We start from the raw sequence: 16,446 nt of genomic DNA, 5'->3' as shown, positions 1-16,446 counted from the left end.
CATCAAGTTGAGATGTGACATATGAGCATCACTGCTGTGGACATCGAAGTCCGGCTCGGGCGCAAGATCGAGGACGACGAGAAGCCGAGGGTGGAGGCGTTCATCACGGACGCCTCCGCCCTTGTGGCGGACTACTGCGGATCGGGCTACCGCGAGGACTCGCCCGGCATCCGGGCCGTCATCTGCGCCGAGGTCATCCGCTGGCTAGCCGTGTCTCCAGGAATCGTCTCAGAGAAGGTTGGGGACATCTCCGTCGAGTTCGGCTCCTCTGCCACCACACAGTCCCTCTCACCTGCCTCCAGGACTTCGCTCAAGCGCTACCGGCGCAAGCTGACATCCCTTCCCCTCCAGGTCGACACACCGGCCTGGGACGGAATCGTGGTGGAGGGCCGATGAAGAACCTCTTCACCGACCCGGTTCGCATCCTGCGAGCCGACATCACCAAGGACGGGCCCTACACCAAGAAGCGCGACTGGAAAGCCTCCCGAACGGTCTTCGCCGGCCTCGCCTGCGTCCAACCCGACCGAGCCTTCGAGGTCCGCTCCCCCGAGCGTGAGACGGCCCAGGAGCGCCTTCTCGTCTACCTACCGGCCGGAACGGACGTGGACTCCGCGGATCGCATCGAGTACCACGGGCTGACCTACGAAGTGGACGGTGATCCACTGGAGTGGCGCCACCTCTCCCTCCGGCATGTGCGCATTCGAGCTTGGAGGGTGGAGCACTGATGGCCGCTCGATTCAGGCTCGAACTCAACGAACGCGCGCTCAAGCGCGCGATGTCTTCGACGGAGACCGCGAAGTTCCTGTCCAAGAAGGCTTCCGAGATCGCCGCTACCGCTCGACACGACGCCCCGAAGAACAACAAGGGCTCGTGGAACATGTACGCCCGCTCGATCTCGGTTACGGCCTGGGAGGAAAACGGGGTCGTCCGATCGGCAGTTCAGGCGGACCGTCACCCCCTGCTCGTCGAATACGGCTGGCGAGACAAGGGCGGTCGCCGCCACCCCGGCCGTCACACCTTGAAGACCGCCCTGATGAAGGCGAGGGAGCAGTGAGGATTGACCCCGTTGCCGTCGTCTTCGACTTCCTGTCGGCCCGCAAGGACCTGGCCGACCACGTGACCGGGGACCTGGTGGGCCGGGAGCCCGACGAGACCACGGTCTACCTGGAGCACGCCGGCGGCTTCCGAGCCATCCGGGCTTGCATGGATCGTGCCGACATCACGTACCAGGTGTACGCGAAGGACCGCTCGGTGGCGGCCGAGCTGGCGTACGTCGTGCGCGAGGCCCTGTTGGAGGAGCTGCCCGGCCGGACCGTGGGTGACGCCCTGGTCCTCGACGTGGCCGAGGGCATCTCGCCCCGGTACTTCCCCGACACCACCTCGCGCGAGCACACCTACCAGGGTGAGGTCACGGTCTTCATCACGGACTCGTGAGGCACCAGGTTTTTATTTGACCTTGAAGTTGAGATGTGAGCTTGTCTCGGCTTCAGCCCCCTGCCACGGGGGCTTTTTTCATGCTCAGATTCAGGAGGCCCCTATGGCTGATCCGACCGGCAACTCCGGTAACGCTAAGAAGATCCGCTTCGCCCCGCAGGGCGAGATCTACGTGGCTGACGCGGACAAGGTCTCCACGCTTCCCCGCGACTGCACACCGATGGCGTCGAACAGCGAGTTCAAGGCCCTCGGGTACGTGGATGAAGGCGGGGTCACGATCACCCCGTCTATTGAGACCGACCCCGTGAACGTTTGGCAGAGCGCGGTCCCAGTGCTCTACAACGTGAAGAGCGCTTCGTTCCAGATCAAGGCCACCCTCATGGAAACGAATGAGTTGACCACTCAGCTCTTCTTCGGTGCCAAGTGGGTGCCGGCCACCGCGGAGGACGGCGTCACGCCGATCCCCGGCACGTGGCGCCTGGACCTCAAGTCCACGCCCGAACTCAGTGAAATCGCCATCGTCGTGGACTGGTCTCAGACCGTTGACAGCAAGCCGGTTCGGTACCGCTGCGTCATCGGCCGCGCGATGATTTCGGACCGTGGCGCTATCCAGCTTCAGCGTGCCGAAAATGGCAAGTTCGAACTGACCATCGACGCCCTTGACCACTCCGGCTCCCTTGGTTACGTCCTCACGGACGACAAGGTGAAGGATGACGCGCCGGTCATCCGGACCGAGGTCACTCTTCAGCCGGCCGAGGTCGAGCAGGGCGGCCACTTCGATGTAGTGGGCGTTGGCTTCAAGGAGGGCGACACCGTCACTGTCACGGTCAGCCCGAACGGCGACAAGTTCGGTGCCGCGGCCCGCCAGGCTGACGCACTCGGCAAGGTGCAGATCCCTGTGACTGTTGCTGCTGACGCCCCGATCGACAGCACCTACGAGGTGAAGGTCCAGGCGGGTAAGCAGGAGCCGGTCACCGCGAAGGACGGCCTTTCCGTTAAGGCCAAGGCTCCGTCCTCCCTCTCGAAGTAACCCCCATCCCCGTGGCGGGGAGGGACAAATCCCCGCCCCTCTCATCTACCCCACCCCAAAGTTTCTGGAGTCCCCCATGGCTGCTGCTAAGACCACCACCGCTAAGGCCGCTGAGGCGAAGGCCAAGGCCACCGAGTTCGAGTTCAAGGGCGTGACGTTCGTGATCCCGGCCCCGATGGATCTCTCTGACGATGTGCTCGACGTGATCGAGGAGGGCGGCGGTGAGCGGGCCATTGCCCGCGCGATCGTCGGCAAGGAGCAGTGGGTCACGTACAAGGGGCTCCGGTGCACGATCGGTGAGTTCAATGAGTTCCTGGACCTGGTCAGCGAAGCTGCCGGATTCGGTGAGTCGGGAAACTGATCCAGACCGCCCGCATCCTCCAGGACCACAGCGACCCGCTTGAGGCAGATCTCCTGTCCCACTTCGGGGTTGACCTGCTGGACCTGTGGTGCGGGCGGATGTCTTTGAGGCGCCTGCACGTCCTCATTCAGGGTCTCTTCAAGAAGCCGGGCGAATCCCTCCTTCTCCTCGACCTGGACGAGGCGACCTCTTGGACTGAGACCAACCACATTCTTGCCCGAATCAGCGACGGCTTGGAGCTGTCGAACTATCTCTTCATCAAGGCCAACTCCGCTGAGGATGACGGCCTTGAACCTCCGAAGCCACTTCCCCGGCCGGGTCAGGTTGCTGAGGAGCCGAAACCCCAACTCGCCCTCGCCTCCGGCGAAGAGGTGGCTGACTTCTTCACCCACTTCGGCAATCTCTAGGAGGCTGTATGGCTACACGAGGAAGGGCGCCTGTAAAGGTCGGGTCCGGCTATCTCGAAATCTTCCCGGAGCTGTCTAAGACAGGTCTGGCGAAGATGCGCCAGGAGCTGACTCGGCAGATGGAACGGATGGGCACGCAGGCCGCCCGTTCGTTCTCAGCAGCTGCGGGACGCGGCCTCGCCGGTATCGCTTCGCAGGCCAGCAGGGCCGCCAAGCAGGCCGGGAAGGCCACGGAGAAGGAGGCCGTAGACACCTCCAACAAGCTCCGCCAGATCGAGCGCAGCCTGACTCGCTTTCACGGCGAGGAGGCCGGCCGCCAGTTCCGTACCTACCGGAACCTGGCCAAGCAGCGGGAGCAGCTTGAGGAAGGCACCTCCAGGGCGACGAGGAAGGCCATCAACGACACGGTTCGAGCGAACCGTCAGGCGACTCAGGAGACCCTTCGGGAGACTCGTCAGCAGGAGCAGGAGAAGGCACGGCTCCAGCGTGAGGGCCTGGCGGAGACGCGCCGTCGCGTCCAGGCCGAGAAGACCGAGGAACGCGCCCTGGCCGCCGAGGTGCGTCAGGTCAAACAGCAGGTGGCTGCGGACGCTCGTCGGGCTGCGGCTGAGCAGAAGGCCGCGGAACAGGAGCTAGCCGCTGCCAGGCGTCGGCACCTGGCCGAGGAGCGCGCCGCCCACCTGACCCGTCAGGGCTTCCTTCGGGATGAGCTTCGTGGTCTCCAGCAGCAGCGCTCAGAGTTCGCAGCCACGATCGCCGCCAACCGCCGTCAGATTGCCACGTGGAACCGGGATCACCGAACCGCAACGCGGTCGGTCGGCGACCAGTGGAAGAACCTCGGGCAGGCCACGGAGACGTACGGTCAGAACCTTGAACAGGTCGGTCGTTCGATCAATCAGAACCTTGTGATGCCTCTGGCTGCGGCTGCGGGAATCATGACCAAGATCGGCGCTACCTCCGCCGATATGCAGTTCTACTCCTCAGAAGGTCTGAATCGGGCCGGCTTCAACCAAAAGGAAGTCGCCAAGGGCATTCAGTCCATCCAGGAGTTCGCCGTCAAGACCCCGTTCTCTCTTGAGGATATGACGGACAAGTTCTCGCAGGTGGCCCGTAACTTTGAGTCGTACGGAAACTCGACTTCGAAGTCTCTCCAGAAGTCCGAGCTTCTGATCAAGGGCATTGCGGACTATGCGGCATCCTTCGGCGTAACAAACCCGGAGAGGGTCAAGGGCGGCATGTTGGCTGCCGACATGATGATGGACCAGGGGAAGCTCTCCACTCGGTACCTTCGTCAGTTCGTTCGCGGCACCGGTATTCCGATGAACGAGATCGGAAAGATTGCCGGATACAAGGGCGGACCAGACTTCCTCAAGGACGTACAGGACCCCAAGGGGGGCGTGGACTCGAAGGACTTCTTCGACAAGTTCATCAAGTCCTACCAGACCGCTCACGGAGTCAAGGGGGCGGCAGCAACCTTCGGTCAGGGGTCCATCGGAGGCCACTTCGAGTCCGTCAAGGAACAGGCCCAGTTGAACCTGGGCAAACTGTTCGGCGGCTTCGACAAGGAGACGGGCAAGTTCGATTACACGCCTCTCGGCGAGAATGTTCACAAGCTGGCTGATCGGCTCAAAGACCTGCTGAATGACCGTGACTTCCAGGAGCTAGCTGGCGGCCTCACGGGGAACCTCGTTCGCGCGATCCATCTGCTGATCACCGGATTCGAGAAGGTTCAGGGGTTCCTCGACGATCACCCGGCCGTCAAGGACCTCGTGGCCAAGGTCGTGAAGCTCGCCGTGGTACTCGGGCCGCTCGCCCTGGCGGCCGGGCTGCTGACGAAGACCTTCGGCAAGGTCGCCAAGTCGTTCTCGCCGCTGGTGAAGATCGGTGGCGGCATCGCAAGGGGTGCCCGCGGCGCCTTCCGGACGACCAACCAGTTCCTTTCCGGCGTACAGGCCGGCCGGGGCAACTTCCGTGAGACCTACCGGCAGCGTCGCGCCGACTACCACGACGGTGATGACCGCTCTCTGGCTCGACGGGGCCTGGACCGGGTTCGCGGACAGGACAGCCGCTCGACGCAGCTCAACGTTCAGACCAGCGAGGCCGAGGCCGCGCTTCGTCAGGTGGATCAGAAGATCCAGGAGATTCAGAACCGCATCCGCCTTCTGAACCAGGAGCGCCTGACGCAGGTCGCCTCGGAGCTGGGTGGAGAGGGCGGTACTTCGGTTCGCGGCCGGGCCAGCAGCGCTGACCGCGAGATCGATCAGGCCCGCCATTCGGTTGGTGAGCTGAACCAGGCGCAGGTAGCCGAGCTGGGTGCACGTCTCCTTGCGCTCAAGGACAAGGCGGAGACCGCCGAGGCGCACATCAAGCAGGTGCTCCAGGCGGTGAGCAGCCTCAACGACGGCAAGCTGGGCATGGTCCGTCAGCAGGTTCAGTACCTCAAGGACAAGGCCGACACCGCGAAGCGCGGCGTTCACGCTGTATCGAACGAGGTCGGTGAACTCAACGACCGGCGCCTTGGTCAGGTAAAGGAGCGGTTCTCCGGCTCCCTGACTCCTGCGATCAAGGGCTCCTACGCCCAGGCGAAGGACCTGAACGGCAAGATCAAGGACGTCAACGGCCGCGGATTGGGCTCAATCACGAGCAAGGTTCGTACGCTGCGTGACGCCCTCGACCAGGCCGAAGGCAAGGCTGGTGGTCTCGGCGGGAAGCTGACTGCGGTCAACGAGCTGACCGGGTTCGGCGGTGCAGGTAACGGCAAGCATCGCAAGCCCAACAAGCACCACCTCGGCGGCGTCATCCCCGGCTACGCGCCGGGCGTGGACAACTACCACGCCCTCCTCTCTCCGGGTGAGGCGATTCTTCGCCCCGAGGTCGCCAACGCTCTCGGCTCCGACACCATCAACGGTTGGAACGCTGCTGCGGCCCGAGGCCGGATATCCCGCCATGCGAAGGGAAAGGCCGGCAAGGGGTCATCTAAGTCCGGTACATGGCCTCTCTCCATCCTGGAGGAGCTGACCGACATCGTGAACATTGGTCCCGGGGTCGGGTCGTTCACGGCTGGTATCGGCATGGCTGGTGCCGGTGATTCCATCGGCGGTAAGACCGGTTCCGCTGTGCGTCGTTGGGGTGCTCAAGCTGGTGGCGACGGGGCCGGCCGTCTGGTCAACAGCCGCTTCGGCAAAATGAAGGACTTCATCCTTGAGCGCGTTCCGTCGTTCCTGACGAAGGCTCCGACCGGTATCGGGAACCTCATCGGCATCGCCGCAGGCGGTATCGCCCCGACTGCTGGCCAGCTCTTTTGGTCCGATATCTGGAAGGGCGAAGGGAATGTGCTCCAACGCGGAGCCAACTTCACGACCGACCTAGTGAAGTCGATACCCAAAATCCTGAAGGATCTCGTATCGAACCTCTGGGACTCTGGCGCCGAAATTCTCGGCGCACTGAAGGACGCGATCTCTGATCCGGCCGGCTTCCTCGACGGCGCCCTGTCGTCGGTGAAGGAAATGTTCCAGGGCATGGTCGATCAGGTCCGGGAAATGGTTCGCCTGCTCCAGGAGATCTGGTCGAATCCCTCCGAGTACGCCGAGGAAGTCTTCGACAACTTCATAGGGCGCGTGCGGGACTTGATGCCCAACACCAAGGGCCTTTTCCAGTTCGCGGACGGCGGGATCGTCCCTGGCTACTCGCCGGGCCATGATCGCGTTCAGGCGATGCTCTCGCCCGGTGAAGCGGTCCTCCGCCCGGAGGCAGCCCGGTTCCTCGGGCACTCGATGATCCGACAGCTCAACTCTGGCGCGAAGAAGGGCTCCCTTTCTGCGGGCCCCAAGTTGAGTTGTGACACTCTCGTGCCGGATGCGGAAGCGTACGAGGAGGCGGCAGCGAAGATCCGGGCCGCGCTCGACTCCCTGAGCAAGGCCGTGCAGGCCCACCGCGCGTCGGCTACAGCTGACTGGGACCAGGTAGCGGCCAAGGTCCGCGCGGCCGTGGACAGCGGGATCAAGCCTGCTCAGCAGCGCTGGATTCAGCACATGCAGGGCCCGCTGACTCAGGCCGAGCGGGCTCTGCAGAGCACTAACCGCACTGTGTGGTCGGACGTTCAGTCCGACGTCGGTTCGTCGGTCTCCCACGCGTCCAGCTCCCTGTCTCGCCTGCGGTCGAACCTCGATGACACCAAGCAGTTCTTCGAGTCGGCCTCGGGCCGAATTCGGGATGTCTGGCGCTCTGCCATGTCCTACGTGGACTCGTCCACCAGGAGCACGGTGAGCGGTCCGTACAACCGCGGTGCGGTCTCGATGATGTCCGCCATGGCGAAGCTCGCCGGTACAGGGGTTCCTCTGTCTCCGGTGCATTTCGCAACGGGTGGCATCGTGCCGGGCTATCAGCCTGGCGTCGATACGGTCCCGGCGATGCTCTCCAAGGGCGAGGGCATTCTTCGTCCAGAGGTTGTTCGCGCGCTCGGTGCAGAAACGATCCTGCGCTGGAATGACCGGGCGCGTAAGGGCGGCAACGTCTACGCCAACGGCGGCGTCGTCGGCCAGAAGAACTGGTCCGGGCAGACCGGCGGCGACTGGGTCACCAAGCACAAGGACGACGACTACGAAGGCTACACAGCCGCTTTCAAGGCGGGCTGGAAGGCCGTCGTCAAGCCGATGCTCGACATGGTGTCCCCCTCCTTCGGAGTCTCGGGTGACCTGAACAAGCGGGGGTTCGAGAAGGGCCAGCCGTGGGCCGAGAAGTGGACCAGGTGGGTTGACGACCACACCTCCGGCGGCGGCCAGGTCGTCAAGGTCGCCCTGGACGAGTTCCGCACCGAGGCCCCGATGGTGGGCGGCGCTAAGTACAACCTCGGCAACGGGGAATCCTGGTGCGCGGACTTCGTCTCGTACGTCGTAGACAAGGCGGGGGCGAACGCGTCGTACGGGAATTCCCCGAAGGGCACACCGCAGAATCGCTGGCCGGCCGTCGCGACCTGGAACGCGGCCATGCGTCACGTCCCGGTCTCCGAGTCACAGCCCGGCGACCTGCTGACGTACCGGGGCAACGGTCACATCAACATCAAGACCGGTGCCGACGACACCGTTGGCGGTAACGAGTCCAACTCGCTGAAGCACAGCCGCGGTTACTGGCGAAACGCCACGGCGGCCCTTCGGCCGACCGGTGGGAACAGCTCGACTGACGGTCCCATTCTGAAGGCTTGGCCGGGCAGCATTCCGAAGTTCTCGGGAACGCTCGGTGGCGGAGTCGATAGCGATATCGCTCAGGCCATCGCGAAGGCCATGAGCCTCACGGGAGTGAGCGGTTCGAAGTGGGCTGATGGCATCGCGACGATCATTCGTCGCGAGTCCGGAGGCAACGCGAGGGCCGTAAACGACTGGGATTCGAACGCGAAGGCCGGCAACGCTTCTCGCGGGTTGATGCAGGTGGTTCCTTCGACGTTCAAGGCGTTTCACCAGTCGGGTACGTCGTGGGACATCTTTGACCCGGTTGCGAACATTGCTGCCGCGATCAACTATATCAAGTCCCGCTACAAGGACATCTCGAATGTCCAGCAGGCCGATTCCAGCAAGCCGCCGAAGGGCTATTGGACCGGAACGAACTACGCGTCTCCTGGTCTTGCCCTCGTGGGCGAGAAGGGGCCGGAGTTGATCAATTTCCGTGGCGGTGAGCGGGTCTACAACAACGGGGAAACCCGAGACCTTCTTGGTTCCCGTTACGAGATCCACATCCATGAGGCCAAGAGCGAAGACACCACTCAGGCGGTGATTCGCGGCCTCAAGTACGTGGAGACCATGTACGGCATGTAAGCGGTAGCAGCGAGGCCCCGGCCAGTGGCCGGGGCCTTTCTGCTGCCTGAAAGACGAGGTGTTCTATGCCTGTTCCGGGATATAGGTTGCCCAGTTGGGAAGACAATTCCCCAATCGTCGGGATTCCGCCTACCCCGGACCACTGGGGGCATACGCGGGTCACGATCACGGGAGGCAACGGCCACGGGGAAGAGATCCCCCTCACCGACTTCTCGGGCCGGGCCTGGCCCGCAATCTTCCTCCAGGACGGCGCCTCGGGCCTGGACATGCCCCCGATGGAAGTCTTCTCGGACACCAGCCCCAACCTCGACGGCGGGTGGTTCCGCTCCACGAGTGCGAGCGAGCGCCCCATCATGCTCCCGCTGTACCTGTACGGCGTTGACCGCCGCACCCTCCTCAAGCTGAAGCGAAAGCTCTCCCGCGCCCTGAACCCGAAGAACGGCTACTGCCTGCTCCGGTTCACCGAAGGGGACGGCACCTCTCGGTACATCACCGCCTACTACAAGGGCGGGATGGAAGGGAACGAGGGCGTTGACAATGCGGGGTTCACCTGGTGCCGCTACGGCATCCAGCTCGTAGCTTTCGACCCGTGGTTTTACGGAGACCGAGATGTAATGGCTGAGTGGAAGACCGGCGTCGGTAAGGTCTTCCTCAAGGGGGCCGGCAGCCCATTCCTCCCTCTCGATGTCAGCAAGGGAACCATCTCTTCCCGAGGGGTTCCCGTCTTCAACCCCGGCGATATCGAGGCTTGGCCCATCTGGGAGATCGAGGGCCCAGTGCGGTCCTTCACGATCTCCAACCAGGCCAAGCAGAAGGTCGGCATCACTCCGGAGAACCCCTCCGCGGACCTCATAGCTTCCGGCGAGACCCTGACCATTGACACGCGTCCCGGATACAAGACGATCCGCAAGGACAACGGCGAGAACTTCTGGCCCAAGCTGGACGTGAACCCCTCTCTGTTCCACATTCCGGCCGGTGAATCCAAGGTCAACGTGCAGATGAATCCGGGGGCTTCTTCTGCGGTCCTCCGCCTGAAGCTGTCCCCGCGATACGAGACCTATTAGGAGCCGACATGGGTTACAGGGTTTTCGTTCGGGACCGCCCCGGACAGGACGGAACTATGCCGATCCTGGGAGAGATTGATACCTGGATCAAGCTCGACTTCACGATGCGGTTCAACCAACCGGGGGCCTGGCAGATGCTCGTGAAGGTCGGTACCCCGCACGAGCGTCTTCTGAAGGAAGGCCGGGGAATCGTCATCTATCAAGATGGCGTCCCCTCCCCCATATTCAGCGGCCCCATCGACGCCTTCGAGAAGTACTGGACGGTCGAGCAGCACACGGGCGAGGGGTCGGTGTACGTGGGCGGGAAGTGTGACAACCAGATCCCGTTCAACTACCTGGCGCTGCCGAGCGTGGCCGGCGAGGGCACAGACGCCATGCAGCTCCGCCCGATCTCGGACCAGTGGCAGGGGATCGACCGCAGGCCGGCCGGGGGGCCTGTCGGCCAGGCCCTCTGGGTCGAATGTGATCTGGCCTTCGGTTCGCGGGCCCTTCCCGACAGGAAGATGCTGGGCGTCGTCGTGGGCGCCAACCCGAAGATCGGCCCCGACATCACGGACACCCTTCGGTACGACAACTTGGGCACCAAGTTCACGGAATGGCTCAAGGAGAAGAAGGTCGGCTTCCGGTTCCTCTACAACCCTTCGTCTCAGAAGGTCGAGCTGAAGGTCTACGCCTGCGAAGACCTCGGCAAGACAGTCCGCTTCGCGCCCGAACTGGGCAACATCAAGCAGTACACATGGCAGCTCAAGGCGCCGACCGTGACACGAGCCATCGTGGCCTGCCAGGGCGAAGGCAAGGACCGCTACATCTACCAGGCCACCGACGAGGCCGGCGAGAAGCAGTGGGGTGTGGTGGTCGAGCAGTTCATAGACCGCCGTGACATCCCCCTGAAGACCGTGAAGGGCAAGCCCGAGCTGGTCACCAAGTCCGACTCCTCCTCTGGCTTCGAGGACATCGGCCTCAACCCGGAGGGTAAGGAGTGGACGACCGAACTCGCCGCAAGGAAGGCCGCCCTCTCCGCGGTCGAGGCCCAGGTCTCCGCAGCGGAGAAGGCTGTCGCCGAGGCCAAGACGGACGCTGAGAAGAAGGCCGCCGAAGCCCAACTCGCGAGCGCGAGGGCAGCGCTCGTCTCAGCCCAGTCCGCGGTGAAGCAGGCGATCGTGGCGGCTAAGCCGGTGGTCGTAGAGCACTACCTGAAGGCCGTTCAAGACGCCGCGAAGGCGGCGCTCAAGGAGGGCGAGCGGACGGGTCACTTTCAGGTGTATCCGATCGACACCCCTCAGTGCCAGTTCGGGCGCGACTACTACATAGGCGACATCGTGAGCGTGGAAGCCGATAGCCAGACAATCACGGATGCCGTAAAGGAAGTCACCATCACCGTCGATGACGGAGGCCGAGTCAACACGGTCACCCCCAAGGTTGGCGACCAGGGAACTGGCGAGCCACTGAACCTCTACAAGCAGGTCTTCGAAATGCGGGAGAAGCTGCGGAAGTTGGAAGCGAGGATGTAATGGCTGAGATCAGTTTCCCGTTCGAGAAGGACACCGACATATCTTCCAAGCCGGAAGACGGTGGTGGTCGTACTGCGGTCACTCAGAACGACTGGCAAAACATGGCAACCATGTGGTCTGGCGACCGAATCAACCACGTGATCACCAAGGGCAACATGGTCACGGAGACCATGCCTTTCCACGCCCGCGTGACCGACGTAAACACGATCACGGTCGGAAAGGGCGAAGCCTACGTCGGCGGCTTCTACTACAAGCTCGACGCACCCACGAGCGTCCGGGTCGACACCAACCTGAACACCCGGTACGACCGCAAGGACCTGCTTGTGATCCGGGCGGACCTCGCCAAGGGATACGCCAAGCTGGGGGTTTCGCGTGGTGTAGAGACCTCGAACCCGCAGATCCCGAAGCCTGCCAGGCAGCCGGGTGGTATGTGGGAGCTACCGCTGTACGTCATCACCGTCCCCAAGAACAGCGGTCGGCCGGTACCGGACGCGGTCCACCCCTACGCGACCCCAGACGACGTGGCCTCGGTGGCGCCCGCTCAGTCGGTGGCCTACCACCAGCCGGAGGGCACCTTCCTCCGCTGCTTGAGTCCTGGTGGCCAGTATGAGGCGTTCAACGGCGCTGATGGCTTCACCATCACCCGAGACCTCGGGGCGACTAAGACCTACACACCGCGGATTCTCTACACCCGCGTGACGAACCCTCCGGGCCTGGTGGCTCGCGGCCGTTACCGCCGCATCGCCCCGAACTTGGTCTGGTTCTCCATCGACATCAACAACCCAACCAACAACGACTACTGGAATGACGCGAAGGACAACTGCATGTCGTTCACGCTGCCGGAGGACGCCAAGCTGAACGGCACCACCGGTCAGGTCTTCTCTGGCCTTCTGACGAATGGTGGATACGACGCTGGCCTTCCGAACTTTGTGGACCTCCGCGGATATGCCTGGGGTGGCCACAAGGGCGATTACGTGCGGATGCTGCACCAGAACCCGAAGTACCTTCATGAGGGCCTTGACTACATGCGCGTCTTCCCCCGCAAGTCTTACATCCTCTTCTCTGGCGTCTACGAGACGCAGGGTCTCAAGTAACTGGGAGGCACAATGGCGCGCAACTACTTTGGCGGCACGGCCGCGGACTCAGCCGAGAATGAATCCGGCGGCCGGCTCCCCAACCTCAAGGGCCGGGTGTACGCCTCGGAGGAGTCACCGGACCTGGTGACCGATCTCCTCGACGCCTCGGGCAACCCGCTGAAGGATGGCCTCCTCACCGATGAGCGAGGCATGATCCCGCCCTTCCAGGGACCTGATGGCGTCGAGCAGCTTTGGGTGGACTTCAACTCGGGTCGCGTGATGCTGACTCCGAACGATGTCGGCAAGCGCCTGGCGGTCCACCTCGCAGACCCCGACCCCCACGGAGCCAAGGCGTACACCGCCGAGGCCGTGAAGGACTACGTCGCCAAGCGGGGCCGTTCCGACATGCAGACCTCGACCGAGGTCCTGCTTGCTGTGGACGCTCCGGTGGGCACCAACGACGTGATCCGCATGAGCCGCGACGGCGGGACCGGCACTCAGCTCAAGTCCTCTGGTGCGCTGAACCTGCGGCCTTTCGCGGACAGTACTCCTCTGGCCATCACTGCTGACCCGGTGTCCGCTTCCACGCCCGCCGTGAGCGTGAGCGATGGCGGGGCCACCAACATTCGCATGTTCAAGAACGGCGACATCGAGTCCGCGGGCAAGGTAACCGTCGGCGGAGACGTGACCGTTTCTGGATCGGTCCTCGCCGGAAACATCGGATCGGCCCGAGTCTTCTCGGGGACCGTCGATCCCGCCTCTCAGGGAGTTGTTCTCAAGCCCGGCGACATTTGGGTTCAGTATGGCAGCTAGTTACAACAAGGTCGTCCTGTGGAATGGGTCGCGATGGGCTGAATTGCCGAAGAAGATGTGGGACGGAAAGCAGTGGACCGCCAAGCCCCGATTCCGCGTCTGGGACGGCGCGGAATGGATGACCAAGTACCCCGACCCGGTGATGTATCCGACCTACGCAACCGGCAATGGCGGAGCCCTGGCCGCGGAGTACCGCACGTACAAACTTCCAGACGATACCCGGCTCGGGGATTTTGTCGTGTCCATCTGCGCGGCCCGTAGCGCTATGCCGGAGCTACTGAACCCTGCCGGTAATCTCACGGCCGCCAAACAACTCGCCTCGGGCTCCTGGGTTTCCTGTGTCATGTGGAGGTACGACGGGGAATGGGGTCTTCGCAACGGAGATTCAGTCAGGTGGAGGATTCCAGGCGGCGGTGATTCTACGGTGGCGAACTACGTCTACCGAAGCGCGGACGCCTTGCACATCCCCATCACTCCCTTCCACGAGATCAGGGAGTACAAGGACACCTACGAGGTCCCTCTGAACTCTCCTGCGGGCAATACGTCGCTTTTCGTCGTGCTGACCGAGGCCAAGAACCTAACGAACATCAGGTTCCCCGAGGGCGTGATCTCCCGCAAGAAGATCGACGGAGCTTTCGGAGAACATCAGATTCTCTTCCATGCCGGCGACACCCCCGGGTCGGGTTCTGAAGCCTTCGGCAAGGTTCTTTTCGATACGACTGTTCCCGCAGCCGCGGTTATCACGATCAAGATTCCTGGCGCAGACGACGGTAAGCCGGTCTGGATTCTCGGCGACCCTGCGGCTTCTGTTCTCGGCACCACTACCTATCTCCAGTGAGGTGACATATGCCTAAGCCGACTCTGACTGATTGGTCCGTGCGCGAGATCCCTACACCCGCGCTCATGGAGGAGCGGGTGTCGGGGCCGCAGAAGTACTTCGCGAAGATGCCGTACCTGTCGTGCCGCGGGGTGACTGCGAATATGGCAGGCGGGCGGGCGGGGCAGCGCCTTACTCCGGGTTCGACCCTGGAGGTTCAGTTTGATGCCGACCGGGCTCGCCTCTCAGGGTTCTCCAGCTCGAATTACAAGAGCTTCGTCATTCCCGAGGACGGCATCTACCACGTTCATTTTCAGGCAAGCGTGTGGGGCAAGAGCGCCCGTGATATCGGCGACAACGTGAACGCCTACATCACCCTGACTGGGAACGGAGTCAACGGGAACATCGCCGCAGTCACACAGCAGTACGTTCGCTCTGGCTGGTACCAGACAGTTCAGGTGAGCGTCACAGAGTTCTTCACCAAGGGCCAGCGGATTCAGCCGACCATCTATCTCGATAGCGGTGCGAGCGGGGATTGGTGTGTTGCTGACGGGGACGTGGACACCGGCTTCTACGCCTTCATGATCTCCCCGAACACGGGAGGCTGGCTCGAACGGTCTCCGGGGCCGGCCGCCGACCTGTCCAAGTGGACGGACGGCGAGTACGTCTCCGTACAGACGATGAATGAACGGACTGTCGGGCAGCTCAGGGCGAAGGTGAATCCGCCCCGGATCACTTGCCGCAACACGTCGTTCAACATGCAGGGAAACCCGCCCGACAAGAACGCGATCTCGTGGCAGTACATGTACGCCAACGATCAGTTCGATAAGATCGCCATCGGCTCTGGGTGGGGTTCCAACACCGGCTTCACGATTCCGCATGACGGCATCTATCTGGTGTCCGTGATCGGCAACGCCAAGATGATGACGCCGCCTGCCGAGAACGCACAGTTCGCCTTCCAGATCGGGATTTACAGGAACCTCAACGATCAGCCGTACATTCTGTTGCAGAGCGGGAACGCCCGAAAGGCCCACGAGTCGGGGCTACTCATTAGCGATGTCGCGCGCTTCTCCAAGGGTGACAGGGTGAATATCCGATTCTTCGGATACACCTCCACTAGCAAGTGGGAGTCCGGCCGCTCTGACGGGCGCTGGTGGACGATGGCATTTACTCACCTGGGACGGGGGACCTATGGCACTTAGCTATCCGCAGTGGGAACCTCGCCAGAAGATATCCGCTGCCGAATTGAATAGCGCGTCCGCCAACTACAAGACACTGGTGGACCCGCCCTACATGCGGGCTACCGGGATCTCCACGATCACCAACGTAACCAACGAGACGCTTCTGAAGTGGGACGCGTTGGACACGGCCGGCGGCTTCACCACCAAGGACATGGTGGATTTCATAGTCCCGGCCGATGGCATCTATTGGGTTGCCTGCACGGCCACAATGCACACCCCTTCCACCATGACCGGATACAACACAGCCGGCCTGAGCTTGATATCCGGCTGGACGTACAACGGTATCGACGGCCACAACGGGGACGTGAAATACATCAAGGGCATGGTGGGGTCGAAGATTAATAAGGGATATCACAGCACTTCGGCCTCGGGCCTGATGTTCCTCAAGAAGGGTTACAGCATCTGGGCTTCCGTTCAGGGCGTCGGAGGAGTTTGGCGGAAGGCTGATACCAGTAACCCGGCAACATCCCTTTCGTACCTGTCCGCGGTACTGCTCTACCCGGACGCCGGGCAGTTGTGAGGGCCGCCTATGAATAACACGACTCTGATACTCGACATCTTCGGGCTCGTAGGCATTGCAGCCACCATCGTTGGTGGCTTTGTTGTTGTGCGGGCCGCGAAGGAAGCCAAGACCGCCGAGGTTTGGAAGTCTGAGGCCGAAGCGCAGAAGGCGCGTGGTGACCGACTTCAGGACGATCTGACCGAGATTAAGGACCGGTTGCAGCGGATCGAGGAGGAGAACAAGCGCCTTGTTCAGATCCTCACCACTATCGACCCTGAGCGGCTGTTGCTGCTTCGTCATCGTGAATGAACTAACTAGCCGATAGAGGTTAGTTCACGCAGGGGCCGTCCAAGCGGGCGGCCCCTTTGTCATGCCCGAAAGGG

Annotated in this window: 16 protein-coding genes; all 16 read left to right on the top strand. The window is 62.7% G+C overall.

Going from position 1 to position 16,446, the window contains the following annotated elements; translation table 11 throughout:
• Positions 1-21: 21 nt before the first annotated feature.
• Positions 22-396 (top strand): hypothetical protein, encoded by a 375-nt coding sequence (locus AB8O64_RS29830; RefSeq protein ID WP_370422504.1) that lies wholly within the window; start codon positions 22-24, stop codon positions 394-396.
• Positions 393-725 carry a hypothetical protein gene (locus tag AB8O64_RS29825; RefSeq protein ID WP_370422503.1) on the top strand — a complete coding sequence of 111 codons (333 nt, stop codon included), beginning with the start codon at positions 393-395 and terminating at the stop codon, positions 723-725. Before AB8O64_RS29830 ends, AB8O64_RS29825 begins: the two co-directional genes overlap by 4 nt.
• Positions 725-1,054 carry a hypothetical protein gene (locus tag AB8O64_RS29820; RefSeq protein ID WP_370422501.1) on the top strand — a complete coding sequence of 110 codons (330 nt, stop codon included), beginning with the start codon at positions 725-727 and terminating at the stop codon, positions 1,052-1,054. Before AB8O64_RS29825 ends, AB8O64_RS29820 begins: the two co-directional genes overlap by 1 nt.
• On the top strand, positions 1,051-1,434 hold the full coding sequence (locus tag AB8O64_RS29815) for a hypothetical protein (protein WP_370422500.1): 384 nt from the start codon (positions 1,051-1,053) through the stop codon (positions 1,432-1,434). Before AB8O64_RS29820 ends, AB8O64_RS29815 begins: the two co-directional genes overlap by 4 nt.
• Before the next feature lie 103 nt (positions 1,435-1,537).
• Entirely contained in the window at positions 1,538-2,464 is a 927-nt protein-coding gene (locus AB8O64_RS29810; RefSeq protein ID WP_370422499.1) for a hypothetical protein, read from the top strand.
• 76 nt (positions 2,465-2,540) lie between these two features.
• Complete coding sequence (locus tag AB8O64_RS29805; RefSeq protein ID WP_370422498.1) at positions 2,541-2,825, top strand: hypothetical protein; 285 nt, start codon at positions 2,541-2,543, stop codon at positions 2,823-2,825.
• 98 nt (positions 2,826-2,923) lie between these two features.
• Complete coding sequence (locus AB8O64_RS29800) at positions 2,924-3,232, top strand: hypothetical protein (protein ID WP_370422496.1); 309 nt, start codon at positions 2,924-2,926, stop codon at positions 3,230-3,232.
• An 8-nt stretch (positions 3,233-3,240) separates the two neighbouring features.
• Positions 3,241-9,039 carry a transglycosylase SLT domain-containing protein gene (locus AB8O64_RS29795; protein WP_370422495.1) on the top strand — a complete coding sequence of 1,933 codons (5,799 nt, stop codon included), beginning with the start codon at positions 3,241-3,243 and terminating at the stop codon, positions 9,037-9,039.
• Between the two features lie 65 nt (positions 9,040-9,104).
• A complete protein-coding gene (locus AB8O64_RS29790; protein WP_370422494.1) occupies positions 9,105-10,103 on the top strand; it encodes a phage tail family protein in 999 nt (332 codons plus the stop codon).
• Positions 10,104-10,111: 8 nt separating this feature from the next.
• Positions 10,112-11,614 (top strand): hypothetical protein, encoded by a 1,503-nt coding sequence (locus AB8O64_RS29785; protein WP_370422492.1) that lies wholly within the window; start codon positions 10,112-10,114, stop codon positions 11,612-11,614.
• The gene (locus tag AB8O64_RS29780; protein ID WP_370422491.1) at positions 11,614-12,708 is read left to right on the top strand and encodes a hypothetical protein; all 1,095 of its coding nucleotides are present in this window, start codon (positions 11,614-11,616) and stop codon (positions 12,706-12,708) included. The genes AB8O64_RS29785 and AB8O64_RS29780 overlap by 1 nt, the downstream gene beginning before the upstream one ends.
• Positions 12,709-12,720: 12 nt before the next feature.
• A complete protein-coding gene (locus tag AB8O64_RS29775) occupies positions 12,721-13,503 on the top strand; it encodes a hypothetical protein (RefSeq protein WP_370422489.1) in 783 nt (260 codons plus the stop codon).
• Between the two features lie 118 nt (positions 13,504-13,621).
• Positions 13,622-14,341, top strand: coding sequence for a hypothetical protein (locus AB8O64_RS29770; protein ID WP_370422488.1), 720 nt, complete (start codon positions 13,622-13,624; stop codon positions 14,339-14,341).
• 65 nt (positions 14,342-14,406) lie between these two features.
• Positions 14,407-15,522, top strand: a complete 1,116-nt coding sequence (locus AB8O64_RS29765; RefSeq protein WP_370422486.1) for a hypothetical protein — start codon at positions 14,407-14,409, stop codon at positions 15,520-15,522.
• Positions 15,512-16,081 (top strand): hypothetical protein, encoded by a 570-nt coding sequence (locus AB8O64_RS29760; RefSeq protein WP_370422485.1) that lies wholly within the window; start codon positions 15,512-15,514, stop codon positions 16,079-16,081. Before AB8O64_RS29765 ends, AB8O64_RS29760 begins: the two co-directional genes overlap by 11 nt.
• 9 nt (positions 16,082-16,090) lie before the next feature.
• Positions 16,091-16,372 (top strand): hypothetical protein, encoded by a 282-nt coding sequence (locus tag AB8O64_RS29755; RefSeq protein WP_370422483.1) that lies wholly within the window; start codon positions 16,091-16,093, stop codon positions 16,370-16,372.
• The last annotated feature ends 74 nt before the right edge of the window (positions 16,373-16,446 follow it).

This window comes from Streptomyces sp. QH1-20 (genome assembly GCF_041283565.1).
Lineage (GTDB): Bacteria > Actinomycetota > Actinomycetes > Streptomycetales > Streptomycetaceae > Streptomyces > Streptomyces syringius.
The sequence above is the reverse complement of the archived record's forward strand: the minus strand, read 5'-3'. Positions and strand labels throughout refer to the sequence as shown.